This is a genomic window from Sphingomonas sp. SORGH_AS_0879, assembly GCF_030819175.1.
Taxonomy (GTDB): domain Bacteria; phylum Pseudomonadota; class Alphaproteobacteria; order Sphingomonadales; family Sphingomonadaceae; genus Sphingomonas.
This window is the reverse complement of record NZ_JAUTBJ010000002.1, coordinates 1,623,645-1,648,305: the sequence shown is the minus strand read 5'-3', so window position 1 is coordinate 1,648,305 and position 24,661 is coordinate 1,623,645. Positions and strand designations below refer to the sequence as shown.

General features: G+C 66.0%; 17 protein-coding genes and 2 pseudogenes. 7 read left to right on the top strand and 12 right to left on the bottom strand.

The features are described from left to right. Positions 1-55: 55 nt before the first annotated feature. Both QE379_RS08610 and QE379_RS08605 read right to left on the bottom strand, forming a co-directional pair. Positions 56-1,078, bottom strand: coding sequence for a LacI family DNA-binding transcriptional regulator (locus QE379_RS08610; RefSeq protein ID WP_306999692.1), 1,023 nt, complete (start codon positions 1,076-1,078; stop codon positions 56-58). A gap of 64 nt (positions 1,079-1,142) precedes the next feature. After that, positions 1,143-3,674 (bottom strand): TonB-dependent receptor domain-containing protein, encoded by a 2,532-nt coding sequence (locus tag QE379_RS08605; protein WP_306999691.1) that lies wholly within the window; start codon positions 3,672-3,674, stop codon positions 1,143-1,145. A gap of 273 nt (positions 3,675-3,947) precedes the next feature. On the opposite strand from QE379_RS08605, the gene QE379_RS08600 reads away from it, so the two are divergent. After that, the gene (locus QE379_RS08600; protein ID WP_306999690.1) at positions 3,948-5,462 is read left to right on the top strand and encodes a tryptophan halogenase family protein; all 1,515 of its coding nucleotides are present in this window, start codon (positions 3,948-3,950) and stop codon (positions 5,460-5,462) included. A gap of 129 nt (positions 5,463-5,591) precedes the next feature. Here the strand turns inward: QE379_RS08600 and QE379_RS08595 are convergent, their stop codons facing one another. Beyond that, positions 5,592-6,953, bottom strand: a complete 1,362-nt coding sequence (locus QE379_RS08595; protein WP_306999688.1) for an FAD/NAD(P)-binding protein — start codon at positions 6,951-6,953, stop codon at positions 5,592-5,594. A gap of 122 nt (positions 6,954-7,075) precedes the next feature. Here QE379_RS08595 and QE379_RS19600 point away from each other — a divergent pair. After that, positions 7,076-8,452: pseudogene (locus tag QE379_RS19600) on the top strand (DPP IV N-terminal domain-containing protein); the annotation flags it as partial. Positions 8,453-8,670: 218 nt separating this feature from the next. Here the strand turns inward: QE379_RS19600 and QE379_RS19595 are convergent. Then, on the bottom strand, positions 8,671-8,739 hold the full coding sequence (locus QE379_RS19595; RefSeq protein WP_373461853.1) for a hypothetical protein: 69 nt from the start codon (positions 8,737-8,739) through the stop codon (positions 8,671-8,673). On the opposite strand from QE379_RS19595, the gene QE379_RS19590 reads away from it, so the two are divergent. From QE379_RS19590 to QE379_RS08580, 3 genes are all read left to right on the top strand, one after another. Next, positions 8,738-9,346: an alpha/beta hydrolase family protein gene (locus QE379_RS19590; RefSeq protein ID WP_373461852.1), complete on the top strand. Its 609-nt coding sequence runs from the start codon at positions 8,738-8,740 to the stop codon at positions 9,344-9,346. The genes QE379_RS19595 and QE379_RS19590 overlap by 2 nt on opposite strands. 300 nt (positions 9,347-9,646) lie before the next feature. Continuing rightward, complete coding sequence (locus tag QE379_RS08585; RefSeq protein ID WP_306999685.1) at positions 9,647-10,984, top strand: MFS transporter; 1,338 nt, start codon at positions 9,647-9,649, stop codon at positions 10,982-10,984. 27 nt (positions 10,985-11,011) lie between these two features. Continuing rightward, positions 11,012-12,127, top strand: a complete 1,116-nt coding sequence (locus QE379_RS08580) for a glycoside hydrolase family 68 protein (RefSeq protein ID WP_306999683.1) — start codon at positions 11,012-11,014, stop codon at positions 12,125-12,127. A gap of 24 nt (positions 12,128-12,151) precedes the next feature. On the opposite strand, the gene QE379_RS08575 is transcribed toward QE379_RS08580, so the two are convergent. From QE379_RS08575 to QE379_RS08540, 8 genes and pseudogenes are all read right to left on the bottom strand, one after another. Further along, positions 12,152-13,201, bottom strand: a complete 1,050-nt coding sequence (locus QE379_RS08575; RefSeq protein WP_306999682.1) for a LacI family DNA-binding transcriptional regulator — start codon at positions 13,199-13,201, stop codon at positions 12,152-12,154. A gap of 209 nt (positions 13,202-13,410) precedes the next feature. After that, positions 13,411-14,340, bottom strand: a complete 930-nt coding sequence (locus QE379_RS08570) for an electron transfer flavoprotein subunit alpha/FixB family protein (protein WP_306999681.1) — start codon at positions 14,338-14,340, stop codon at positions 13,411-13,413. Continuing rightward, positions 14,337-15,086 carry an electron transfer flavoprotein subunit beta/FixA family protein gene (locus QE379_RS08565; RefSeq protein WP_306999680.1) on the bottom strand — a complete coding sequence of 250 codons (750 nt, stop codon included), beginning with the start codon at positions 15,084-15,086 and terminating at the stop codon, positions 14,337-14,339. Before QE379_RS08565 ends, QE379_RS08570 begins: the two co-directional genes overlap by 4 nt. Positions 15,087-15,100: 14 nt before the next feature. Continuing rightward, positions 15,101-16,405 (bottom strand): OmpP1/FadL family transporter, encoded by a 1,305-nt coding sequence (locus tag QE379_RS08560; protein WP_373461753.1) that lies wholly within the window; start codon positions 16,403-16,405, stop codon positions 15,101-15,103. Positions 16,406-16,445: 40 nt separating this feature from the next. Further along, on the bottom strand, positions 16,446-16,853 hold the full coding sequence (locus tag QE379_RS08555) for a DUF2147 domain-containing protein (protein WP_306999678.1): 408 nt from the start codon (positions 16,851-16,853) through the stop codon (positions 16,446-16,448). 158 nt (positions 16,854-17,011) lie between these two features. Beyond that, complete coding sequence (locus QE379_RS08550; protein ID WP_306999677.1) at positions 17,012-18,808, bottom strand: acyl-CoA dehydrogenase C-terminal domain-containing protein; 1,797 nt, start codon at positions 18,806-18,808, stop codon at positions 17,012-17,014. Positions 18,809-18,826: 18 nt separating this feature from the next. Beyond that, positions 18,827-21,156, bottom strand: a pseudogene (locus QE379_RS08545) (3-hydroxyacyl-CoA dehydrogenase NAD-binding domain-containing protein). After that, a complete protein-coding gene (locus tag QE379_RS08540) occupies positions 21,156-22,292 on the bottom strand; it encodes a thiolase family protein (protein ID WP_306999676.1) in 1,137 nt (378 codons plus the stop codon). Before QE379_RS08540 ends, QE379_RS08545 begins: the two are co-directional and overlap by 1 nt. 131 nt (positions 22,293-22,423) lie before the next feature. On the opposite strand from QE379_RS08540, the gene QE379_RS08535 reads away from it, so the two are divergent. Continuing rightward, positions 22,424-24,136 carry a long-chain fatty acid--CoA ligase gene (locus QE379_RS08535; protein ID WP_373461751.1) on the top strand — a complete coding sequence of 571 codons (1,713 nt, stop codon included), beginning with the start codon at positions 22,424-22,426 and terminating at the stop codon, positions 24,134-24,136. A 3-nt stretch (positions 24,137-24,139) separates the two neighbouring features. Continuing rightward, positions 24,140-24,529, top strand: coding sequence for a MerR family DNA-binding transcriptional regulator (locus tag QE379_RS08530; protein ID WP_306999675.1), 390 nt, complete (start codon positions 24,140-24,142; stop codon positions 24,527-24,529). The last annotated feature ends 132 nt before the right edge of the window (positions 24,530-24,661 follow it).

The window sequence follows — 24,661 nt, the reverse complement described above, 5'->3', positions numbered from 1 at the left end:
CCTGAAACCTCACGGCGCGGTCGATCTTCCCTAAGACCGCGCCGATTTTTGGGGCTCAGGCGGAATCGCGGACGATCAGGCGCGGCGGCATTTCCAGCCCCGGGGCCGCCTGTCCCTCCAGTCGGGCGAAGAGCGCCTCGACCATCGCGCTGGCCCCCGCCTCCAGATCCTGGCGGATCGTGGTCAGGCGCGGGATTGCCCGTTCGGCGAGCGGCAGATCGTCGAAGCCGGTGACCGCGACATCGCCCGGCACCGCCACACCGCATGACGTCAGTTTCGCGACCGTCGCCAGCGCGATCATGTCCGACGCCGCGACGATGCCGTCGATCCCCTCCCCCCGCTCCCGCAGGCACGACAGATTGTCGGCGATCTGATCCGGCATCAGCTCGGGCGCGAGCGCGACGTCCAGCTGGTGCGGCGGAGGCAGGTCCGCCGCCCGAAGCGCATCGCACAGCCCAGCATGACGCTCAGCCAGTTCCAGCGTGCGGATTTCGCCCATGAAGGCGATGTGCCGCCGCCCGGTCGCGATCAGATGCTCGCCCGCCAGCCGTCCACCGAGCCGGTTGTCGACACCGACCGCGCAGTGATGCTGGCCGGGCATGGTGCTGCCCCAGACGACGAGCGGGAGATAGGTTTCGGCCACCTGCTCGATGACCGCCAACTGGTCCGACTGTCCGATCAGCAGCACGCCGTCGACCATGCCCGACCGGGTGATCCGGGACAGCCACCCTTCGTCATCCGGGATGATCCGCGACAGCATCACGTCATGGTCGCGCGCCGCCAGTTCGTCGGCGAGATGGCCGAGCAGGGTCATGAAAAAGGGATCGGACAGACGCTGCCGCCGCTCATGGCCAAGCGGGATGGCGACGCCGATCACGCCGGTCCGCTGCGCGCGCAGGCGGCGGGCCATCTGGTTGATCTGGAAACCATGTTCGGCGGCCAGCGCCTCGATCCGCTGGCGCGTCTCGGCGTTGACGACGCTCTTGCCGGCCAGCGCACGGCTGACGGTACCGGGCGACACGCCCGCGAGCCGGGCGATATCCTTCAATGTTCGGGCGGGCGGGGCCGGATGGGTCATGGCCGTCCTCCTGAACGAAAAACGGGGCGGATGCCATGCGGCACCCGCCCCAGGGGACTAACGCTTAGAAACGATAGCGAACCGAGGCCGTTACCGTGCGCCCATATAGCGCGGTATTGTTGAACACCCCTTGCGTCGGCGACAGGATCGGGAAGATGCCGCCGCCGCCACGGAAGCCCAGCTTGTCGAAGATGTTGTTGGCGTTCAGGCCCAGCTCCAGCCGCTCCATCGGCCGCACCGTCACGAAGCCGTTGAAGAAGGTCGAGCCCTTGACGGTGTAGAGGTTGAAGTCGTCCGACTTGGTGCTGGTCTGGCCGTTCATGCTGACGCCGAAGGCGACGGGACCCGCATCATAGGACGGCGACACCACGAACAGGAAGTCGGGCAGACCGCCGGGCTTTTTGCCGACCAGCGCCGAGGTCGCGCTGCTGGTGATCTTCGAATTGGCATAGGTCGCATCGACCGCCAGATGGAAGTCGCCATAGGTCACGCGGCTGGTGAACTCGATACCGTAGGAGCGATAGCCGTTCGAGATGTTCGGATTGTTGTTCGGCGCCGGGTTGTTGATCCGGGTGAAGTCGTAGTTGTTCTCAGTCAGCGTCGAGTGGAAGCCGGTGACTTCGACCGAATAGGACGCGCCGAACAGGCCGCCGCGCTGCTTCAGGCCGATTTCCTGCTGGTTGAGATAGTTGACCGAGGTCGCCTGTCCCTGCGCATTGAGCGAGCCGTCCGCGTTGAAGTTGCCCGACAGGACGCGGCGGTCGGCGTTGAAGCGACCGCCCCGGCTGGCGCGGGCGAAGACGCTGGTGTTCTTGTTGAAGGCGTAGAGCGCACCCACCGACCAGCTGAAATAGCCATCGGTGTAATTGACCTTCTCCACCGTCGGGCTGAGCACCAGCGAGGGGATCAGCGCCGAACCCAGCGCATCGGCCACGCGGGTCGTCGGGCCAGCGACGCCGCCCTGCGCGGTGCCCTCGCCATGGACGCTGTCGTAGCGGACCGAGGCGTCGAGGTTCAGGCCGCCGACTTCGTAACCTGCCTGAAGGAAGGGCGCGACATCGGTATAGGTCAGGTCGACGCGGCGGGCGCAGCAGCTGCCCCAATTGTCGTTGAACCCTGCCTGGCCCGCCGCCGTCAACTGCGTCCCCGTGGTCGAGAACAGGTCGAGCGGCGCGGCATTCTCGCCGTTCAGCTCGCTATACTGGCGGTTGACGTGCCAGTCCTGGACGATGTTCTGCCGCATGACGAACAGACCGGCGGTCAGTCGCGCCTTGCCCGGGCCAACGTCGAACTTGCCGTTCAGCGTCAGGTTGTTGGCGAAATTATGCATGTTCTTCATGAACACGTTGATGTTCGGGTTGTTGTTCACATAGGGGCCGGTGAACAACTGGCCCAGCTTCGGCCCCGCCGCATAGCGGACCGAACCCACCGTCTGGCCGTTGACCGTCGAGCCGATCAGGCCACCGGTGCCGGTCAGCATCTGGACGTTGATGAACTGGGTGGTGAAGTTGCCGCTGATCCACTGGTAGCGGATCGTGTCGTCCAACGAGATATTGTCATTGAAGTTATAGTGAATCTGGCCGCTGATCCCGGTCACGCGCGGATGGATGCCCTGCACCTCCGCCGATTTCACGCCGCCATTGTCGTAATCGAGATACTGGAAGTTGCGGTTATAGACCGTGTAGGACGAACCGCTGCGGCCGTCGAAACCCGGTAGCGGGGTGAAGCCGGTCACCCGGTCGCCGTCCAGCGTGGCCAGCGTCGGCGTGGTGGTGTTGGTCGGCGCCTGCTCGTCCAGCCGCTTGAAGTACAGCCGCACGAAGCCGCGATTGTCGGGCAGATCCTTGGTGATGTTCGCCTTGATCTGATAGCCGCGAAGGATGTTGAAGTTCTCGTTGGTGTAGCCGCCGCCGTTGCGCGCATAGCCGCCGATATGGAAGCGCGTGCTGTCGTCGATCGGCCCGCCATAGTCGAAGTCGACGCGATGCTCGCGGAAGCCCAGGCCGTTCGAATAGGCGATCTGGCCGCCCTTGGTCTCGCCGGTCTTGCTGATGAAGTTGATGACCGCGCCCGGCGCCTGGCTGGCGAAGGTCGAGGCCGAACCGCCGCGCACCGCCTCGACCGTCTTGATATTCTGGTCGAAGCGCAGCCAATAGTCGTTGTTGCCGAAGTTGATGTCACCGAACAGCACGTCGGGCAGGCCGTCTTCCTGCAACGACACATATTCCGAACCGCCGGTCGAGACGGGGATACCGCGAACGCCGATATTGGCGTTACCGCCGGGGCCCGCCGTATCGCTCGGCTGAAGGCCGGGGATGTTGCGCAGGATTTCCGCGGTCGAACGCGGCGTGAAATTCTGGATCGCTTCCTGGCTGACCTGCGAGACCGATATCGAGCTGCGGAAGCGCGAGCGCTCGCCGCTGGTCGCAGTGACGACGATGTCCTCGCTCGACGCGCCCGCATCGGGAATATCGCCCGCCTGCGCCACGCGGTCGGAGCCGGTCGGAACGGGCTGCGCCGTCGAGCTGGTCGCCTGGGGGTCATTCGCCTGGGCGAAGCCCGGCGCGCTGGCCAACGCCATCGCCAGAGCAGCCATAGATCCGCAGGACCGTAGAACCCTCGTCGTCATACACCCTCTCCTGATTCGCCCCGGTGTCCGGGATGTCGTGCAGCCTCGCTACCACATCAGCAATCGTTTGCAATAGCCGTTTTGCAAACCATTGCATAAAATCTGTGGTGGTGTGATCGGGAAACCACAGCGTACGCGACCGCGCCAGATCATGAGCATCGCAAACCTTTGCATGATATGGCAGGAGAAGGCGGGCACCCGACCGTGACAGAGTCGGAAGCCGACGAAGAGGATAACAGGATGAGCCAAACTCCCCCCGATGCGATCCGATCGGTCCTGATCGTTGGCGGCGGCACGGCGGGCTGGATGACGGCGGCGGCGCTCGCCCATGCCATGCCGCACGGACTGACCATCACCTTGGTCGAGTCGGACGCGATCGGCACGGTCGGCGTCGGGGAAGCGACCATCCCGCCGATCCGCCTGTTCAACCAGACGCTGGGCATCGACGAGGCGGAGTTCCTGCGCGAGACCAAGGGCAGCTTCAAGCTGGGCATCGAATTCGTCGGCTGGGGCCGCGAAGGGCATCGCTATTTCCATCCCTTCGGCACGCACGGAAAATCCTTCGATCTGGTCGCGGTGCATCAACATTGGCTGGCGGCGGGTGGCCCCGACAGCGGCGTGGCGTTCGATGACCTGTCCATGGCCTGGGGCGCAGGCAAACGCGGCCGGTTCGCCGCCCCCATGGCCGATCCGCGCAGCGTCGCCTCCACCTTCGACTATGCCTATCATTTCGACGCGGGGCTCTATGCCCGGTTCCTCCGCCGCTATGCCGAGGCGCGCGGGGTGGTGCGGGTGGAGGGGACGATCGCGGGCCATGCCCTGGACGCGGCGCGCGGCCATGTCGCTTCGGTCACGCTGGACGATGGCCGGATGCTGGAGGCGGACCTGTTCGTCGATTGCTCGGGCTTTCGCGGCCTGCTGATCGAGGAGGCGTTGGACACCGGTTATGAGGACTGGACGCATTGGCTGCCCTGCGACCGGGCCGTCGCCGCACCCTGCGTCACCGGCGGCGATGGCCTGACGCCCCATACCCGCTCGACCGCGCGCGAAGCCGGGTGGCAATGGCGCATCCCGCTCCAGCACCGGACCGGTAACGGCTATGTCTATTGCAGCCGCCATATCTCGGACGACGAAGCCGCCGCGACGCTGATGGCCAATCTGGATGGAGAGGCTTTGGGCGACCCCCGGCCGCTCCGCTTCACCACCGGGCGGCGCAAACGTCTGTGGAACCGCAACGTCGTCGCCATCGGCCTGTCGAGCGGCTTCATGGAGCCGCTGGAATCGACCAGCATCCACCTGATCCAGGCGGGCATCGCCAAGCTGCTCGCCTATTTCCCGACCCGCGCCTTCGAGCCGCAGGCGATCGAGGAGTATAACCGCGTCGCGATCACCGAATATGAGCGGATTCGCGACTTCATCATCCTGCACTACAAGCTGACCGAGCGACGGGACTCGGCGCTGTGGCGCGAATGCGCGGCGATGCCGATCCCCGACACGCTGGCGATGAAGATCGCGCATTTCCGTTCCGCCGGGCGGCTGGTCGCGCGCGACATGGACCTGTTCGGCCCGGCGAGCTGGGCGGCCGTGCATATCGGGCAATTCAACACGCCCGAGGGGCTGGACCCGCTGTTGGCTTACGGCGACCCCGCGCGGAGCCGCGCGTTTGTCGGCAAGCTGGCGGAGGCGATCAGACAGATGGCGGAGTCGATGCCCAGCCATGCGGATTGGCTGAAGAAGATCGGGGCGACCGCTTAATCCTCCCCGGCACGGGGAGGTGGCAGCGCGTAGCGGTTACGGAGGGGGGCTTCCGCAAGGGACGTCCTGTGTGGCGATCCCCCTCCACCACGGCTTCGCGGCGGTCCCCCTCCCCGTGCCGGGGAGGATTTACAGCCCCTCGCCGCCGACCCATTGCGCATGGGCCAGACGCCGCGCCAATTCCCAATTCTGCTGCCGCAGGTCCGGCACCGCGACGACCTCCCACAGTCCGCCGCGTGTCATCGGGCCGATGCAGTAGAGCCGGTCGTCCACCCCGCCATCGGCGGCCACGACATGGCTCTGCGCATCGACCTCCAACCCGATGCGGAGCGCGTCAGGCCGGATCATCCCCTCGCTCAGCAACTGCCGGATCAGCGGCTCGCGCGACCGGAGCAGATCGCCTTGCGGCCCGGTGCAATTGACGATCCGCGCGACGCGCAGCGTCTCGACCTGATCGCTTCCCCTCGGTCGCCAGTGCACGACAGCCCCCTGCCCATTCGGTTCGACGCGGACCAGCTTGCCACCCGCGATCGACAACCGCCCCGCCTCGATCAACGCATCCACCCGGTCGGCGACCGAAGGGGCGAGGCGATGCCGGTGCACATCCCAATAGGGCCGCACATGCCGCAGGAACCGCGCCCGCGTCACGCCATCGGCGGCACCCCACATCATCTGCGTCACCGGGCGCAGCGCATCGACCGCCCCGCGCCAGCCCTGTTCCCCCGCCGCACAGCGGACATGCCGGACCAGCGCCGACAAGGTGGCGGCGGGTCGCTCGCGCAAAGGGGTGAAGGGCGGCGCATCGGCATGGCGACGGGGAGCTAGGCCCCGGCGCGACATGGCGATGGTCCGCCCGCCGAACCCGCTCGCATCGAGCAACAGCGCCGCGTCGATGGCGGTCAGCCCGCTACCGACCAGCAGCACCCGGTCATCATCCCCCAGCCCCTCGGCGATATCCCCCGCCCATGGGTCTTCGCGGTAGCATCCCTCCGCCAGCAAAGCGGGGTCGATCCCTGGCGGCGTGTGCGGCGGCAGATTGCCCAGCGCCAGCACCACCGCATCGGCTGCCAGCGCCGCTCCCTCCGCCATGTGGAGCCGATACCCCGCGCCCTCCCGATCCAGCCCGACGACCTCGCCGCTCGCCAAGGTCAGCCGCGCGGGGTCCGCGGCGATCGTCTCCATCAGCAGGTCGCGCAGATAATCGCCATAGACCCGGCGCGGTACGAAGGTCTTCGCATCCCCCGCCCCGCGCGCGACCAGCCACCGAACGAAATGATCGGGATCGTCGCGCAACGCACTCATGTTACCGGCGCGCACGTTCAGCAGATGCTCGGCATGGGCCGCGCTATAGGCGACTCCCCGCGCCAACTGGTTGGCCCGCCGCTCGACCAGCGTCGCGCGCGGGCCGCCATGGCGCACCAGATTGATCGCCAGCAGCGTCCCCGCAAAACCGCCGCCGATGATCGCGACATGCTCGATTCCCGCCGTCATCCGCCAGCCCGCTCCTTCATGATCGCCTGCGCCTGTGTTTAGTCGCATCGGTAACGATCGCCACAAAGATTTCGGTATACGATTTTATGGGCGCGCGTTAGGCTTCGTGCATCGGATCAGGAATGGGTGAAGAGATGCGGTCGTACTGGCGGATTTCCGGACTTTTGCTTTCCCTTTCCTCGGTCGCGCTGGCGACGCCGCTGGCCGCGCAGACCACCGCTCCCACCCCCCTGTCGGTCGAGGGCATTTTCGGTCCGGGCGCGGTACGCACGGAATCGGTCCGCGCCAGCCGGTGGAGCAAGGACGGCGAAAGCTATCTCGCCCTCGAAACCGCGCCCAAGGGCGGGCAGGACATCGTCCGCTATCGCATCGCCGATGGCCAGCGTCAGGTGCTGATCGCCGCCGCCGACCTGGTCCCGCCGGGTGCGAGCGCTCCGCTGAACATCGACGGCTATGAATGGTCGCCGGACGACAAGTGGTTGCTGATCCAGACCAACGGCCAGCGCTTCCGCCGGACCAACGCGCTGTCCGATTACTGGCTCTACGATGTCGCCAACCGCCGGTTGCACAAGGTCGGCGCGGATGCCGCACCCTCTACCCTCCTCTATGCGACCATCTCGCCCGACAATAGCCGCATCGCCTATGTCCGCGCCAACAACATCTATGTCGAGCCGATCGCGGGCGGCGCGCCCGTCGCGCTGACCAAGGACGGCGACGATTATGTCGTCAACGGCCTGGCCGACTGGGTCTATGAGGAGGAATTCTCGGTCCACCGCGCCTTTGAATGGAGCCCGGATTCCAGGCGCATCGCCTTCCTCCGCTTCGACACGAAGGGCGTCGGCACCTTCGACATGATGAAGAACACCGGCGGCCAATATTCGCAGGTGATCCCGCTGCAATATCCCAAGGCGGGCACGACCAACTCGGCCGTGACGACCGGCGTGATCGACGTGGCGGACGGCGCGACCCGCTGGTTCAAGCTCGACGGCGATCCGCGCCAGAATTACGTGCCGCAGATCAGTTGGGCGGGCGGCCCCGACGCGCTGTTCATCCAGCAGTCCAACCGCCTCCAGAACAGCTACAACGTCCTGCTCGGCGATCCGGCGACCGGCGCGGTCAAGCCGATCATGGTCGAAAAGGACGCCGCCTGGGTGGAGGCGAACGTCGCGCCCGAATGGCTGAACGGCGGGCGGAGCTTCACCTGGCTGTCGGAGCGCGACGGCTGGCGGCACCTTTATACCATCGATCGGGCGAGCGGTCGGGCGACGCTTCGTACGCCGGGCAAGTTCGATGTGGTCGAACTGCTCAACGTCGACGAGAAGGCGGGCTATGCCTGGTTCATCGCCTCGCCCGACAATCCGACCCAGCGCTATCTCTACCGCACGACCCTGTCGGGTACGCCCAAGGTCGAGCGGCTGACCCCGGCGAACCAGCCGGGCACCCATAGCTACGACATCGCACCGGGCGAGCATTGGGCGCTGCACACCGTCTCGCGCTTCGATGCGCCGCCGGTCACCGACATGCTCGACATGACCCGGCAACAGCCGCTGCGGACACTCGCCGCCAATGCGCCACTGGCCAAGGTGATCAAGGACACCGGCCTGTCCCCCACCGAGTTCTTCCGAGTCGATATCGGCGGCGGCACGCAGCTCGATGGCTGGCTCATTAGGCCGCCGGGCTTCGATCCGGCGAAACGCTATCCGATCCTCTATTTCGTCTATGGCGAACCCTGGGGCCAGACGGTCGCGGATCGCTGGGCGGGGTCGCAGGGGCTGTGGCACCGGATGTTGGCGCAAAAGGGCTATCTGGTCGCCAGCCTCGATCCGCGCGGCACCGCCACCCCGCGCGGCCATGACTGGCGCAAGAGCATCTATCGCCAGGTCGGCATCCTGGCCTCTGCCGATTATGCGGCGGGTGTGAAGACGATGCTGGCGACGCGACCCTATATCGACCCTGCCCGGATCGGCATCTGGGGCTGGAGCGGCGGCGGCGCGATGACCCAGAACGCGCTGTTCCGCTATCCAGACTTGTACAAGACCGGAATTGCGGTGGCGGGGCCGACCGACATGAAGCTCTACGACACCATTTATCAGGAGCGGTATATGGGCCTGCCGCAGGATAATGTGGAAGGCTATAAGAACGGCTCACCCATCACCTTCGCCGACCGGCTGAAGGGCAATCTGCTGCTGATCCACGGGACGCTGGACGACAATGTCCATTACCAGAACCAGGAGCAGCTGGTGGACCGGCTGATCCACTTCAACAAGCCGTTCACGATGATGGCCTATCCCGACCGCAGCCATGGCATCTATGAGGGCGAGAATACCAGCATCCACCTCTATTCGCTGATGACCCGATATCTGGAGACGAACCTGCCACCCGGCGCGCGCTGACGTTCCTCCCTCTCCTTCCCTCTCCCCTCTCAGAGGAGCGAGGGAAAACAAGACCATATTGGAATGTCGATCAGCCTTGGCGCACCGCTGGCTCAGGTGGCAATCAACCCTGGCCTTCGCCGGGGAGGGACGGAATGATGGCATAGCAGCCGTTCGTCGCGTCGATTGCAATCGTTTGTTGCAATGTCTTATCGATCGCGCCATGATAGCCTCCGACGCGGCGAACCGGCGCTAGACACGGTCCACACCCCCGCGTGCGAGAGGACCCGCATGACCCCGTCCACCCCCGCCGCCGGAACCATGGCACCACGCAAACCCCGCCTGTCGCTGGCCCGCATCCTGGAGATGAATCTCGGCTTTCTCGGCCTGCAATTCAGCTTCGGTTTGCAGCAGGGGAATATGGCGCCGATCTACAGCTATCTCGGCGCGTCGGAGGCGCAGATTCCGTTGCTGCAGCTTGCGGGGCCGATGACGGGCCTGCTGATCCAGCCGCTGATCGGTGCGATGAGCGACCGGACCGATAGCCGCTGGGGTCGCCGCACGCCCTATTTCCTGTTCGGCGCGGTGCTGTGCGCCTTCGGGCTGTTCTTCATGCCGCTCAGTTCGTCGGTGCTGATGGCGGTGTCGCTGCTCTGGATCCTCGACGCGGGCAACAACATCACCATGGAGCCGTACCGCGCCTATGTTTCCGACCGGCTGGACGGGGCGCAGCATAATATCGGCTTCCTGACGCAGAGCGCCTTTACCGGCCTGGCGCAGATGCTCGCCTTCCTGACGCCGTCGATCCTGGTGTGGGCGGGGATGAGCCCGGACTGGGTCGACGGGCACAACATCCCCTATACCGCGCGCGTCGTCTTCATGATCGGCGCGGTCCTGTCCTTCGCCACCATCGTCTGGTCGATCCGGCGGGTGCCCGAATTGCCGATGACTCCCGAGGACCGCGCCCGCATCGCCGCCGCGCCCAAAGGGATCGGCGCGATCCTGAAGGAAATCGGTGACGCCATCCGCACCATGCCGCTGCCGATGCGCAAGCTCGCGCTGATGAGCCTGTTCCAGTGGTACGCCATGATGGCCTATTGGAATTACGTCATCTACGCGATCGGCCGCTCGGTCTACGGCACCGCCGACGTGACCTCGTCGGGGTTCCATGCCGCCGTCCTGACCAATGGCGAGATCGCGGCCTTCTACAACGGCGTCGCCTTTGTCGCGGCCTTCGCGATGGTGCCGCTCGCCAAGCGGATCGGCGCCGCGCCGCTCCATGCGCTCTGCCTGGTCATCACCGGCATCGGCATGATCGCGATGCCGCACATGACGAGCAAGGCGATGCTGTTCCTGCCCGCCATCGGCATCGGCCTGGGCTGGGCGAGCATGATGGGCAACCCCTATGTCATCCTGGCGGGATCGATCCCGCCGGAGCGGACCGGCGTCTATATGGGCATCTTCAACATGATGATCGTCATTCCGATGCTGATCTTCGGAGTGACGCTGCCCCTGTTCTACCAAAGCTGGCTCGGCGGCGATCCGCGCAACGTGCTGACCCTGTGCGGCGTGCTGATGCTGTTCGCGGCGGTGTCGGTCTTCTCGGTCCGCGCACGCGGGCCGCAGGGCCTGCCGCTTGGCGCCGCCCCGCAAGCCTGATCCCCCTCTATCCGTTCCCGAGGTATTATGACGACCCTTCCCGCCCATTGGTCGGCCGACGCGCTGGCCGGGATCGCCGCGCAAGGCCGCGCCCGCTTGCCCGTCTTCACCGCCGCCGATGTCGTCCCGATCCTGCCCGATCACGACCTGTGGGACATGTGGCAGATCGCCTATGCCGATGGCCGCACCGCCTTTCTCGGGGGGCGGAGCTGGTGGTTCTTCCTCGCCACGCCGCGCTTCGACGATCCCGAGATGCGGCACGACGCGGCGCGCATCCGGCTGACCAGCCACGGCGCGGACGGCTGGCGCGACCATGGCGTGACCTTTGCCGATGGCTTCACGCCGGGCAGCCGGGAATGGTCGGGCTCGGCGGTGCTGGGCGAGGACGACACGACGCTGACCATGTACTTCACCGCCTCCGGGCGGCGGGGCGGTCCCCGTACCTTCGAGCAGCGCCTGTTCGAGACGCAGGGCCGTTTCCTCGCCGACGAAGCCCGCACCGAAGGCTGGAGCGAGCCGGTCGAAAGCGTCGCGGCGGACGGCCATCACTATATCGTCGCCGACCAGGCCGAGCCGGAGAATGGCGGCATCAAGGGCTTTCGCGATCCCGGCTATTTCCGCGATCCGGCGGACGGGGCGGAGTATCTGCTGTTCGTCGGCTCGGCGGGCTGGGTGAGCCAGGATTTGGACGGCGTGGTCGGCGTCGCCAGGCGCGAGGGCGAACGCTGGGTCATCCAGCCGCCGCTGATCGAGGCGCTGGGCGTCAACAGCGAGTTGGAGCGGCCCCATATCATCCTGCGCGACGGCCTCTATTATTGCTTCTGGTCGACGCAAGCGAAGCGCTTCGCCCCCGGGCTGGACGCGCCGACCGGGCTCTACGCCATGGTCGCGGACCGCTTCGACGGGCCCTGGCGGCCGGTCAACGGCGCCGGACTGGTCGCGGGCAATCCCGTGGACGAGCCGACCCAGGCCTATTGCTGGTGGGTCACCTATGAGGGCGACGTCATCAGCTTCGTCGATTATTGGGGATTGCAGGGCCGCGACGCGAGCGACGACCCCGCGCTGCGCCGCCAGCGTTTCGGCGGGACCGCCGCGCCCTGGTTCCGACTGGCCTTTGACGGCGAGCGGGTGACGATCGCCTGATCCTCGCCCGATCCTTGAAGGGGATCAGGCGGTTTCGCGGAGGATCAGCTCGGGGGTCAGCACCACCGAGCCCGCCTCGCCGCCGTGGAGCCGGACGAACAGCGCATCGACCATAGCCCGCGCGCCCGCCGCGATATCCTGGCGAATGGTCGTGATGCGCGGCACCGCCTGCGCGGCGAGCGGCAGGTCGTCATAACCGATGACGGGCAGGACGTCGGGCACCGCGATGGCCCGGTCGGCCAGCACGCGCACCGCCGTCATCGCGATCATGTCGGACCCTGCCACGATCCCGTCGATCGGCATGGTGCCCCCGCCCTGCTCCAGCAACGCGTCGATATGCGCCGCGATCTCCTGCTCCATCACATCGGAGGCGAGATGGGTGGCAAGTTGCATCAGGGCGCCTTCCATCCCCGCCTGGGCCATGGCACGGGCGACGCCGTCATGACGCTGGCGGATTTCGGGCGCGCTGATATCGCCCAGGAACGCGATACGGCGGCATCCGCGCTCGATCAGCCGCTGGCCCGCCAGAAGACCGCCCTGCGCATTGTCGGTGCCCACCGCCGCATGAACCTGATCCGGCAGGGTCACGCCCCAGGCGACCAGCGGGCGATACCGGCGGGCGACCCGCTCGATCGCGTCATACTGGTCCGACTGGCCGATCAGCAGGACGCCGTCGACCATGCCGCTGTCCACCACCCGGTCCAGCCAGTCGACCGCATCGGGAATGACCCGCGACAGCATCACATCATAGCCGTTTTCGGTCAGGGCATCCGCCAGATAGCCCAGCATCGTCATGAAGAAGGGGTCGGACAAGTGCTGGCGGCGTTCATGCCCCAGCGGCACGACGATGCCGATCACCCCGGTACGGCGCGTGCGCAACCGGCTGGCCATCTGGTTGGGGCGAAAACCATGCTGGTCGGCCAGCGCCTGGATGCGCGCACGCGTTTCGGCATTGACCAGCGATTTGCCCGCCAAGGCGCGCGACACCGTGCCGGGAGACACCCCCGCCATCTGCGCCAGATCCGCGATCGTGCGAATGCGACGATCGCCTCCCTCCAAAATATTATCGTTCATCCGGTAACGCTAACCGTAGCGGCCCATGTCCGACAAGCTGGCACGGAAATTTCCGCATCATAACTTACATGGATTAGAACGTTCGTATCTGCGGTATGGACACGGGGCGGAGGTGGAGGGGGCTCGCCGCCGGGTACGTCCCGTGCGGCGATCCCCCCTCCGTCAGGCCTTCAGCCTGCCACCTCCCCGTGCAGGGGAGGAATGATCCGTCAGACCTTTTCGGTCAGTTCCGGCACGACGGTGAAGAGGTCGCCGACCAGGCCGATATCGGCGACCTGGAAGATGGGGGCATCCTCGTCCTTGTTGATCGCGACGATGATCTTGGAATCCTTCATTCCGGCAAGATGCTGGATCGCGCCCGAGATGCCGACCGCGACATAGACTTCCGGCGCGACGATCTTGCCGGTCTGCCCGACCTGATAGTCGTTGGGGGCATAGCCCGCATCGACCGCCGCGCGGCTCGCACCCACGGCGGCCCCCAGCTTGTCGGCGAGCGGGTCGATCAGCGCATGGAACTGCTCCTCCGAGCCCAGCGCCCGACCGCCCGAGACGATGACCTTGGCACTGGTCAGTTCGGGCCGCGCGTTCTCGGCCTTCTCCGCGCCGACAAAGCGCGAGCTTCCGGCATCGCCGGTGGACGCGATGGCTTCGACCTCGCCCGAGCCGCCCTCGGCCGCCGCCTTCTCGAAGGCGGTGGTGCGCACCGTCAGGACCAGCTTCTTGTCGCTGGTCTTCACCGTCGCGATCGCGTTGCCCGCATAGATGGGCCGGGTGAAGCTGTCCGGCCCCTCGACCGACAGGATGTCGCTGATCTGCATCACGTCGATCAGCGCGGCGACACGCGGCGCGATGTTCTTGCCGGTGGTGGTCGACGGGGCGAGGAAGGCGTCGTGGCTCTCCATCAGCTTCGCCACCAGCGGTGCGACATTCTCCGCCAGCGCATGGGCATAGGCCTCGTCATCGGCGACATGGACCTTGCCCACACCGGCGATCTTGGCGGCGGCCTGCGCGACACCGTCCACGCCCTGACCGGCGACGATCAGGTGGACCTCGCCCAGCTTGGCCGCCGCCGTGACGGTTGCCAGCGTGGCATCCTTGACGGACCCGCCGTCATGCTCGACCCATACCAGCGTCTTCACTTGGCCACTCCCAGTGCTTTGAGTTTCTCGACCAGTTCATCGACCGAGCCGACCTTGACGCCCGCCTGGCGCTTGCCCGGCTCGGTGACATGGGTGATCGTCAGCCGGGGGGCGATGTCGACGCCGTAATCGGCCGCCGTCTTGGTCGCCATCGGCTTGGATTTGGCCTTCATGATGTTCGGAAGCGACGCATAGCGCGGCTCGTTGAGGCGCAGGTCGGTCGTCACGATGGCGGGGAGCGTCAGCGCCACCGTCTCCAAACCGCCATCGACCTCGCGGGTGACGTTGGCGGTCTGGCCGTCGATCTCGACCTTGGATGCGAACGTGCCCTGCGCCCAGCCGAGCAGCCCGGCCAGCATCTGGCCGGTCTGGTTGTTGTCGCCGTCGATCGCCTGCTTGCCCAGGATCACCAGGCCGGGCTGCTCCTCCTCGACCACCTTGGCGAGCAGCTTGGCGACGCCGAGTGGTTCGGGGGCCTGGTCGGCGGTGATCAGCACCGCCCGGTCCGCGCCCATCGCCAGCGCGGTGCGCAGCGTGTCCGCCGCCTTGGGCTCGCCGATCGAGACGACGACCACCTCGGTCGCCGCCCCCTTCTCCTTCAGCCGGATCGCCTCTTCCACCGCGATCTCGTCGAACGGGTTCATGCTCATCTTCACGTTCGCCAGATCGACGCCCGTCCCGTCCGCCTTCACGCGCGGCTTCACGTTATAATCCAACACCCGTTTCACGGGCACGACGATCTTCATATCCACTCTCTCAATCAGAAGCTGAAGCGGCCACCGATCGACCCGACGAACGCGCGGGCGTTCTGCACCTGCCCCGAGGTCAGGATCGGCGTCTGCGCGGCTGTGCCCGCATAGGCGGCGGTACGGCGATCGATGCTGGCATTGGCGAAGTCGATATAGCTGCCAGCCGCATCCAGGGTGAAGCGCGGCGTCACCTTGTACGAGCCGCCGATCGAGTAGTTCCAGCGGTTCGCATCCGGCACGCGCGCGTCGCGGTTGCCGTCCTGCGTGGGAGTAATGCCACGCTGCACACCCGCACGCAGGGTCAGGCGTTCATTGGCGGCATAGTCAAAGCCGGCCGCCAGCGAGAAGCTGTTCTTGTAATTCTCCGGGATCGCGGTGTTGATCGGCGCGCCGAGGCGGATCGCGTCGAAATCGGCCCAGGTGAACCGCACCGCCTGTGCGTTCAGCGTCAGCTTGTCGGTGGCGCGGAAGCGACCCGCGACGATGATCTGGGCAGGCGTGTAGAATTCCGCCGTCGCGCCGTCGACCGTCCGGTTCTGTGCCGCGAGCGGGCCCAGCAGCCCGCCCACTTCCAGGCTGCCCTTCAACTGATGCTTGATCCGCGACTTGTAGCTGATGCCGACGGTCGCCCAGTCATTGTGAAGCTGCACACCGGCGGTCCATCCCAGATCCCAGCCATCGCCCTTCAGCCGCTGAAACCCATCGGCCAGCAGCGGCGACAAATTGGGGAGCGCGTTGCCCAATTCGGCCTTGGTATATTCGACGTTCAGCGCGCCACCGACGCGCAGCCAGTCGAGCACCGCGATACCGACCGAAGGCTGGATGTCGATGGTGCGCAATTCGGTCTTCAGCGCGCTGTACCGGGCCCAACTGTTCGCGTCATATTCGGTGGTGAAGCTATAGGGCGAGGTCACGGCAAGGCCGACCGCGACCCGGTCGTTGAGCGGATAGGCGACCGCGCCGGACGGCACGATGCCGCGATTGATCGGATCGCCGGAAACCCCATTGCCACCGACGGGTCGCGCGGGCTGGCCGGGACGTACGATCACCGTGCCCCTATCGACGACATCGCCCTTGGGGATGATCGCCGATGCGCCGATCACCGCCTCGCCGCGATCCATGCCCGCGATCGACGCCGGGTTCCACCAGAGCGACGATGCGCCGGTGTCGGCGCCTTCACCCGAAAAGGCGCGACCCTGGCCACGGGTCGACTGTTCCTGAAGATAGAAGGCCTGACCATAGGCCGCGCCCGCAAAGGCGAAGGACGAAGAGGCGATGGCGGTGGCTAGCAGCGGAGCCTTGAACGACTTCATCATGAGCATACTCCCCGAAGGATTTTCGTGATTGGGCAAAGGATCAGCGGATACGCGTCCAGGTCTGCGTCTTGCACAGCGGCACGAAGACGCAGCCGCGCACCTTCAGCGTGTCCGGCCCTTCCGGGGTCAGCTTGGCGCTATAGGTCTTGCCATCCTCGGCATTGTAGATGGTGCCGCCGCTCCAGGCCGCGCCGTCCTGCGAAAAGCCTTGCAGGATCAGCAGGTTCTTGAGCGGGCGATTGCGCTGCTTGGGATCGCGATTGGCCTGGTCGGTCAGCGCCGGATTGGTGCGCAGCTTTTCCGAGGTCAGGATGCGACCGCACACCGAATTGCCGCATTTCTGGATCTCGACGACGCCGCCGCGCGTCTGGGTCTGCCAGCGGCCGACCACCGAGTCCGCATTCACGCCAGCCGCCGCAAGGGCCATGGCCGTCAGGGTCAACACCATGCTTCTTCTCCTCTCCATGCCCGTTCGTCCGGGCGAAGCGCCGCTTTTCGCGGTCGCTTCCAGCTTACCTATACGTTATTGGCCTGACGCATAGGATAATGTTCCATGCCTATAATGCCGACTGACCGCAATCAAGTGCCAGTCGGCATCGCAATATTTCAAAACGCTTCCAGTTCCAGTGCCATGGTCGACCGCTTGCCCGACTTGATCGCCAGGAACGCCGCCGTCGCCTGGGGCAGGATGCGGTCGAAGAAGAACCCGGCGGTGGCGAGCTTGGCCTTGTAGAAGCCCGCCTCGTCGGTGCCCTCGGCCAGCCGCTCGGTGGCGATCCGCGCCGATTTGAGGAAGCAATGCCCCATGCCGACCAGCCCCAGCAGCCGCAGATAGTCGGTTGCCGCAGCACCCGCTTCCTCGGGGTCTTTCGTCCCCTTCTGCGCGATCATGCCGGTGCTGAGTTGCAATGCGCCGAACGCCTGCTGCATCCCCGCCGCCCAGCCGGTGATCGCCTTGTCCTCATGCTTGGTGAGCGCCTCGACCTGTTCCGACACCGCATGGAAGAACGGGCGCATATAGCGGCCCATATGCGCGGGCATCTTGCGCCCGACCAGGTCGAGCGCCTGGACGCCGTTGGTGCCCTCATAGATTTGGGCGATGCGGGCGTCGCGGACGAACTGCTCGATCCCGTGGTCGCGGATATAGCCATGGCCGCCATGGACCTGCACCGCCATGTTGGCCGCCTCGAAGGCGAGATCGGTGAACAGCGCCTTCACGACCGGGGTCATCAGCGCCACGAAGTCCGCCGCGCGCGACTTGTCGGCGGGGTCGATCGCATGCGCCTCGGCATCCAGACCGCGTGCCGCCCACTGACCCAGCGCACGACACCCTTCCGCATAGGCGCGCATGGTCATCAGCATCCGGCGAACGTCCGGGTGGACGATGATCGGATCGGCGGGCAGGTCGGGACGCGCCGCGCCGCCCAGTGCGCGCCCCTGCAAGCGGTCCTTCGCGTACGCCACCGCCGACTGGTACGCGATCTCGTTGACGCCCAGGCCCTGGATGCCGACCGAGACCCGCTCGGTGTTCATCATGGTGAACATGGCGGCGAGGCCCTTGTTCAACTCGCCCACGACCCAGCCCTTGGAATTGTTGAACTCCAACTGGCAGGTGGCCGACGCCTTGAGGCCCATCTTGTGTTCGATGGCCGCGACGCTGACGCCATTGGCGGGGCCGACCGAGCCGTCATCCTTGGGCAGATATTTGGGCACCAGGAACAGGCTGATCCCCTTCACCCCCTTGGGCGCATCGGGGGTGCGCGCGAGGACCAGGTGAATCACATTGTCGGTCAGGTCATGGTCGCCCGCCGAGATGAAGATCTTGCCGCCGGTCAGCAGGAACGAACCATCGCCTTGCGGCTCGGCGCGGGTGCGGAGCAAACCGAGGTCGGTGCCGCAATGCGCTTCGGTCAGGCACATGGTGCCGGACCATTCGCCCGAGATCATCTTGGGCAGATAGAATTGCTTCAAATCCTCCGAGCCATGGCCCATCAGCGCGGTGGTCGCGCCGTGGGTCAGGCCGGGATAGAGGCTGAACGACAGGTTGGTCGCGCAGATCATCTCTTCGACCAGCTTGTTCACCGCCTCGGGCAGCCCCTGCCCGCCATATTCGACCGGCGAGGCGAGCGCGGCCCAGCCACCTTCGCAGAACTGGCTATAGGCTTGCTTGAAACCGGAAGGCGTGCGGACCACGCCATTCTCCAGCTTGCAGCCCTCGATATCGCCGGTGGCGTTGAGCGGCAGCAGGACCTCCTGTGTGACGCGGGCGGCCTCGTCCAATATGGCGTCGTAGAGTTCGGGGCCGAACTCGTCCTGCCCCGCCACGGGGCCGAACTCGTCCTCGCTGAACAACTCGTGCAGGACGAAACGCATGTCGCGCAGCGGCGCGTTATAGACTTGCATGGGATTATCCTCTCCCGATCAATTGCGCAGCGGCTTGCCGGTTTCGAGCATATGCTCGATCCGTCCTTGCGTCCGCGCGTCCTTGACGCTTTCCATGAAGGCGGCGCGTTCCAGTTTGAGCAACTGATCCTCGCTCACCTCGTCGATCAGGTCGGCATCGCCGCCGGTCATGACCCGCGACAAACGGCCCGCCACCACCACGTCATAGGGGGTGGCGACGCCCTTCCTGGCGAAGTCGGCGACCGCACCGTCAAAGGCCAGCTTGCCCGCGGCACCCGGCAGGCGGAAGACCGGCTTTTCGGGCGGCTGATAGCCCTCGACCAGCGACAGCGCCTTTTGCTTGGCATCGGCCAGCAGGCGGTCGCGGTTCATGGTGATGCCATCGTCCTTGCGGAGATAGCCCATGTCCTTGGCCAGCGCCGCCGAGCGCGACACCTGCGCGGTCGAGATGGTCTCGAACGCCTTCATGACGGCGGGCATCGGCCCCCCTTGGGCATTTTGGGCGACTTCGCGAGACGATCGATCAACTCGCCATTGCCGCCCCAGCCGGGGACCAGACCGACGCCGGTCTCGACCAACCCGATATAGCTTTCCGCATGGGCCTGGATCGCATCGGCATGGAGCAGGATCTCGCAACCGCCGCCCAGCGCCATGCCGGCCGGCGCGGCGACGACCGGGAAGGGCGCGTATTTCAGCGCCTTATACGCCTGCTGCCCCGCGACGACCAGCTTGTCGACTTCGCCCCAGGCCGCGATGTTCACCGCGAACATGGCGAGACCCAGATTGGCCCCGGCCGAGAAGTTGCTGCCCTCGTTATAGATGACCAGCGCCTTATACTGGCTCTTCACCAGCGCGATGGCCTTTTGCAGCAGGGTCAGCACCTGCTCGTCCAGCGCGTTCATCTTGCCGGTGAACTCGAACGCCGCGACGCCGTCACCGACATCCCAGAGCGCCGCCGAGCCGTTCTTCATCAGCGGTTCGGAGCGCAGCTTGATGTCTTCCAGCAGCAGCACGCCCTCGGCGCGGACGACATCGGCATAGTCGCCGCCCAGCGTGAGGTATTGCCGCTTGCCATCGACCACGCGGTAGAAGGGCCGGTCGCCCGCCGTCTCCAGCAGCGCCGGCACCGGCTTGCCCCCGGCGCGCAGCCGCTCGGCCAGCTTGCCCGGCCCCAGCCGGTCGATCAGCTCGAAGGGGCCGAACTTCCAGTTATAGCCCAGCTTCATCGCGTCATCGATCGCGACGACATCGTCCGCCGCTTCGCCGACCAGACCCGCCGCATAGGACAGGACCGGACCCAGCACCGCCCAGGCATAGTCGCCGACCTTCCCCGGCGTCGCGACCAGCGCCGCCAAGTCCTTTTCGGCGCGGGCCGGCAGACGCTCGGGCTTACGCTCGGCGCGATATTCGCCCGTCTGGAGGTCGATCGCCTGCTTGGCCTTGCTGCCGTCGGGCTTGCGGTCGAGGCGGTAGAAGCCGCCCTTGCCCTTGCGGCCCGTGAACCCCTCCGCGATCATCCTGTCGACCAGCGGCAGCGGGCGGATCGTGTCGAAATAGGCGTCCCCTTCCGGCAGGGTCGAGGACAGCGACTTGGCGAGCAGCGGCATCAGGTCGATGCCGACCAGATCGATCAGCCCGAAAATGCCGGTCTTGGGCACGCCCATCGGACGGCCGCCAATCTGGTCGGCCTCCTCGACGGTCAGGCCCTGGTCCATCGCCGCGTTGATCGCGACCGCCAGCCAATAGGTGCCGATGCGGTTGGCGATGAAGCCCGGCGTATCCTTGGCGCGGACGATCCGCTTGCCCATGTGGTGATCGACGAACTGCTCGACCTTGGCCGCGACACCGGCATCGGTGTGCTCCGAGGTCACGATCTCGATCAGCCGCATGTAACGCGGCGGATTGAAGAAGTGGGTTATCAGGAAGTCTTGTCTGAACTGCTCCGACCGCCCCTCGACCAGATGGCCGAGCGGGATGGTCGAGGTGTTGGACGACACCGCCGTACCGGGACGCTTCAACGTCTCCAACCTGGCATAGAGCGATTGCTTGATGTCCAGCCGCTCGACCACCGCCTCGACGATCCAGTCACACTCGGCAACCTTGTCGAGATGATCCTCGATATTGCCGGTTTCCACCAGCCTGGCGGCGGCGGACGACATGAAGGGGGCGGGCTCGGTCTTGAGCATCTTCGCCACCGCCCCCTTGGCCACGGCGTCACGGTCGCCGCCGTCCTTGGGCACGATGTCGAGCAGCAGGACGGGCACACCGGCATTGGCGACCTGCGCCGCGATGCCTGCGCCCATCACCCCTGCGCCGATCACGCAAACCTTGTTGATCGTGTCAGCCATCATGCACGCTCCAGCACGGTCGCGATGCCCTGACCGCCGCCGATGCACTGGGTGGCGAGTGCGTAGTGACCGCCGTCACGCGCCAGCAAAGCCGCCGCCTTGCCGACGATGCGCGCGCCGGTCGCGCCCAGCGGATGGCCGATCGCGATGGCGCCGCCGTCCTTGTTGATCGTGTCTTCCTTCAAGCCAAGGTCGCGGATGCAGGCGATCGCCTGGCTGGCAAAGGCTTCGTTGATCTCGACAATGTCGAGATCGCTCGAAGAGATACCCGCACGCTCCAGCGCCTTTTTGGACGAGCCGATCGGGCCGAGGCCCATCGTCTCCGGCTCGCAGCCGGAGATGCCGACCGACTTGATCCGGGCGAGGATGGTCAGGCCGTGCTTCCTGGCAAATTCTTCCGAGGTGACCAGCACCGCCGCCGCGCCATCGGTCAGCGGAGACGCGGTGCCCGCCGTCACCGTGCCGTCCTTGTCGAAGGCGGGCTTCAGACCGGACAGCACCTCTTCGGTCGTGTCGGGGCGGATCAACCCGTCCTCGGTCACATCGCCCGCCTTGGTGTGGATCGGCACGATCTCATCGGCCAAGCGACCGGCGGCACGCGCCTCGGCGGCCTTTTTCTGGCTGGCGACCGCGAACTTCTCCTGCTCGGCGCGGGTGATCTGGTACTTCTGCGCGACATTCTCGGCGGTCTGGCCCATGCCCATATAGGCACCGGGCCGCGCGGCGGCGAGTTCGGGGTTGGGCAGCGGGTTATAGCCGCCCATCGGCACCCGGCTCATCGACTCGATGCCCGCACAGATGAACGCCTCGCCCGCGCCGATCTGGATCTGGCCCATGGCGATATGGATGGCCGACATGGACGATCCGCAGAAGCGGTTCACCGTCATGCCCCCGACCGACAGCGGCAGGTCCGCCAGCAGGCCGATCAGCCGTGCGACGTTCATCCCCTGCTCGCCCTCGGGAAAGGCGCAACCCAGAATGACGTCCTCGATCTCCGAGGCATCGACGCCGGTCCGCTCGATCAGGCCGCGAATCACCTGTGCGGCCAGATCATCGGGCCGAACCCGCGCCAACGCGCCCTTGCCAGCCTGGGTGAAGGGAGAGCGGGCATAGCCTGCGATCACGATGTTGGTCATCCAATCCTCTCTTTATGGGCTTGCGGCCTAACGTTAAGGTGCGTTACCTACCCTATACGTCAAGACAATAAGCAACTCGACCCCGATCGACAACCGGGTATGGTCGAAAAATGATATAGGAGAGCGACGCGATGACGGCAGGAGCCATCGGGGAAACCACGACGGGCGGTGCACCGGGTCAGGCGACGGGACGCCCGCTGGTTTCGGAACCCCGGCTGCTATCCGATATGTTCGAGACTACGGTACGGCGGCACGGCGACCGACCCGCGATCGATTTCATGGGCCGCATCACCCGGTACGGCGAACTGTCCGACATGGTGGACCGGGCGGCGGCGGGGCTTCAGGCGCTGGGCGTGAAGCAGGGAACGCGCGTGGCGCTGTGCCTGCCCAATATCGTCTATTACCCGGTGCTGTTCTTCGCGACGCTCAAGGCCGGGGGCATCGTCGTCAACGTCAACCCGCTCTATGTCGAGCGCGAACTCTGCCATCTGCTGGAGGATTCGGGCGCGGAGATCATCGCGACCTGCGACATTCCCGACATTTTCGCGCGGGTCAGCCATGCCGCCGACAAGCTGTCGGTACGCCATGTCATATCCTGCCCCATCGCCGACGCGCTGCCGACCATCAAGGGGCTGGCCTATCGCCTGTTCAAGCGGTCGATGATCGCGCCGCCCGGCCCCTCCCCCCGCCACCTGACCTTCGCGCAGATGATGAAGCGCGGCGGCGTACTGGCCCCGGTATCGGCCAGGCCCGACGACGTGGCGGTGCTGCAATATACCGGCGGCACGACGGGCAGCCCCAAGGCGGCGATGCTGTCCCACGCCAATCTGATCGCCAATGCCGATGCGATGGTGCTCCATACCGGCGGCGAAGAGGCGATCGGGGCGGAGCGGATATTGGGCGTGCTCCCCCTCTTCCACGTCTTCGCGCTGACCACGGTGCTCAGCTTCGCGATCCGGGTGGGGGCGGAGATGATCCTGCTCCCCCGGTTCGAGCTCGACCAGGTGCTGAAGACCATCGCGCGCAGCAAGCCGACCTATTTCCCCGCCGTCCCCACCATCTACAACGCGATTGCGGGCGTGGCCGAGGCGCGCAAGGTCGACCTGTCGGCGATCAAGGCGTGCATCTCGGGCGGCGCCCCCCTTCCCGCCGAGGTGCGCGTGGCGTTCGAGACCACGACCGGGGCCAAGCTGGTCGAGGGTTACGGCCTGTCGGAAGCTTCGCCGATCATCACCTGCAATCCGCTGATCGGCGAGAACAAGGGCGGATCGGCGGGGCTGCCCTTCCCTGGCACGACGATCGAGATTCGCGACCGCGACAATCCCGACCGGCTGATGCCGCCGGGTGAGGTCGGCGAAATCTGCGCACGCGGGCCGCAGGTCATGTCCGGCTATTGGAACAAGCCCGTCGAGAGCGAGCAGGTCTTCATTCACGGCGCGCTGCGCACCGGCGATGTCGGCTATCTGGACGAGGACGGCTATCTGTTCATCGTCGACCGGATCAAGGACGTGATCCTGTGCGGCGGCTATAATGTCTATCCGCGCATGATCGAGGAAGCGCTGTACGAGCATCCCGCCGTCGCCGAGGCGGTGGTGATCGGCATCCCCGATACCTATCGCGGCCAGTCGCCCAAGGCCTTTGTGAAGCTGGCGGTCGATCACCATGCCACGCCGGAGGAACTGCGTGCCTTTTTACAGGACAAGGTCAGCAAGATCGAACTTCCCCGCGAAGTCGAAATCCGCGAAAGCCTGCCTAAGACCCTGATCGGCAAATTGTCGAAAAAGGAACTGGTCGAGGAAGAATTGGCGAAGGCCGCGGCGACGGCGCGGCCTGTGGGGGAATAGACGGTGGGGGACAATGAGGAGCTGCGCGGCATCCAGGATGTCGCGAACAGCCTGGGCGTCACGACACGAACGCTGCGATTCTATGAAGATCGCGGGCTGATCGAACCGCGCCGGGTGGGCACCGCGCGAGTCTATTCGAAGCGCGAGACGGCGCGGATGCAGTTGATCCTGCGCGGCAAAAGGCTGGGCTTTTCCCTTCGTGAGATCGAAGAGTTTCTACGGCTGTACGATGCCGACCCGCAGCATGTCGAACAGATGCGTGCGCTGGCCGAGCGGTGCCGCGAACGCGTGGACGAACTCCGCCAGCAGATGACGGCGTTGGTGCAGACGGTCGAGGAACTGGAAACGATCGAACGCGAAGCCCGCGAACGGATCGCGGCAGCGGGGGCGTAGCCTCCCAATCCTCCCTATCTCCGATTGAGAGGGGGATCGCGCTCGCAGGGCGTGGTGGAGGGGCCTTCAACGCTAGCTAGAGGCCCCCTGCCCCTCCACCACCGGGCTGACGCCCGGCGGTCCCCCTCCCCA

Bases quoted from the DNA above. Each gene is read 5' to 3' on its own strand.
- QE379_RS08610 (WP_306999692.1), bottom strand. From the start codon at position 1,078: ATGACCCATCCGGCCCCGCCCGCCCGAACATTGAAGGATATCGCCCGG.
- QE379_RS08605 (WP_306999691.1), bottom strand. From the start codon at position 3,674: ATGGCTGCTCTGGCGATGGCGTTGGCCAGCGCGCCGGGCTTCGCCCAG.
- QE379_RS08600 (WP_306999690.1), top strand. From the start codon at position 3,948: ATGAGCCAAACTCCCCCCGATGCGATCCGATCGGTCCTGATCGTTGGC.
- QE379_RS08595 (WP_306999688.1), bottom strand. From the start codon at position 6,953: ATGACGGCGGGAATCGAGCATGTCGCGATCATCGGCGGCGGTTTTGCG.
- QE379_RS19590 (WP_373461852.1), top strand. From the start codon at position 8,738: ATGTTGGCGCAAAAGGGCTATCTGGTCGCCAGCCTCGATCCGCGCGGC.
- QE379_RS08585 (WP_306999685.1), top strand. From the start codon at position 9,647: ATGGCACCACGCAAACCCCGCCTGTCGCTGGCCCGCATCCTGGAGATG.
- QE379_RS08580 (WP_306999683.1), top strand. From the start codon at position 11,012: ATGACGACCCTTCCCGCCCATTGGTCGGCCGACGCGCTGGCCGGGATC.
- QE379_RS08575 (WP_306999682.1), bottom strand. From the start codon at position 13,201: ATGAACGATAATATTTTGGAGGGAGGCGATCGTCGCATTCGCACGATC.
- QE379_RS08565 (WP_306999680.1), bottom strand. From the start codon at position 15,086: ATGAAGATCGTCGTGCCCGTGAAACGGGTGTTGGATTATAACGTGAAG.
- QE379_RS08560 (WP_373461753.1), bottom strand. From the start codon at position 16,405: ATGATGAAGTCGTTCAAGGCTCCGCTGCTAGCCACCGCCATCGCCTCT.
- QE379_RS08555 (WP_306999678.1), bottom strand. From the start codon at position 16,853: ATGGTGTTGACCCTGACGGCCATGGCCCTTGCGGCGGCTGGCGTGAAT.
- QE379_RS08550 (WP_306999677.1), bottom strand. From the start codon at position 18,808: ATGCAAGTCTATAACGCGCCGCTGCGCGACATGCGTTTCGTCCTGCAC.
- QE379_RS08540 (WP_306999676.1), bottom strand. From the start codon at position 22,292: ATGACCAACATCGTGATCGCAGGCTATGCCCGCTCTCCCTTCACCCAG.
- QE379_RS08535 (WP_373461751.1), top strand. From the start codon at position 22,424: ATGACGGCAGGAGCCATCGGGGAAACCACGACGGGCGGTGCACCGGGT.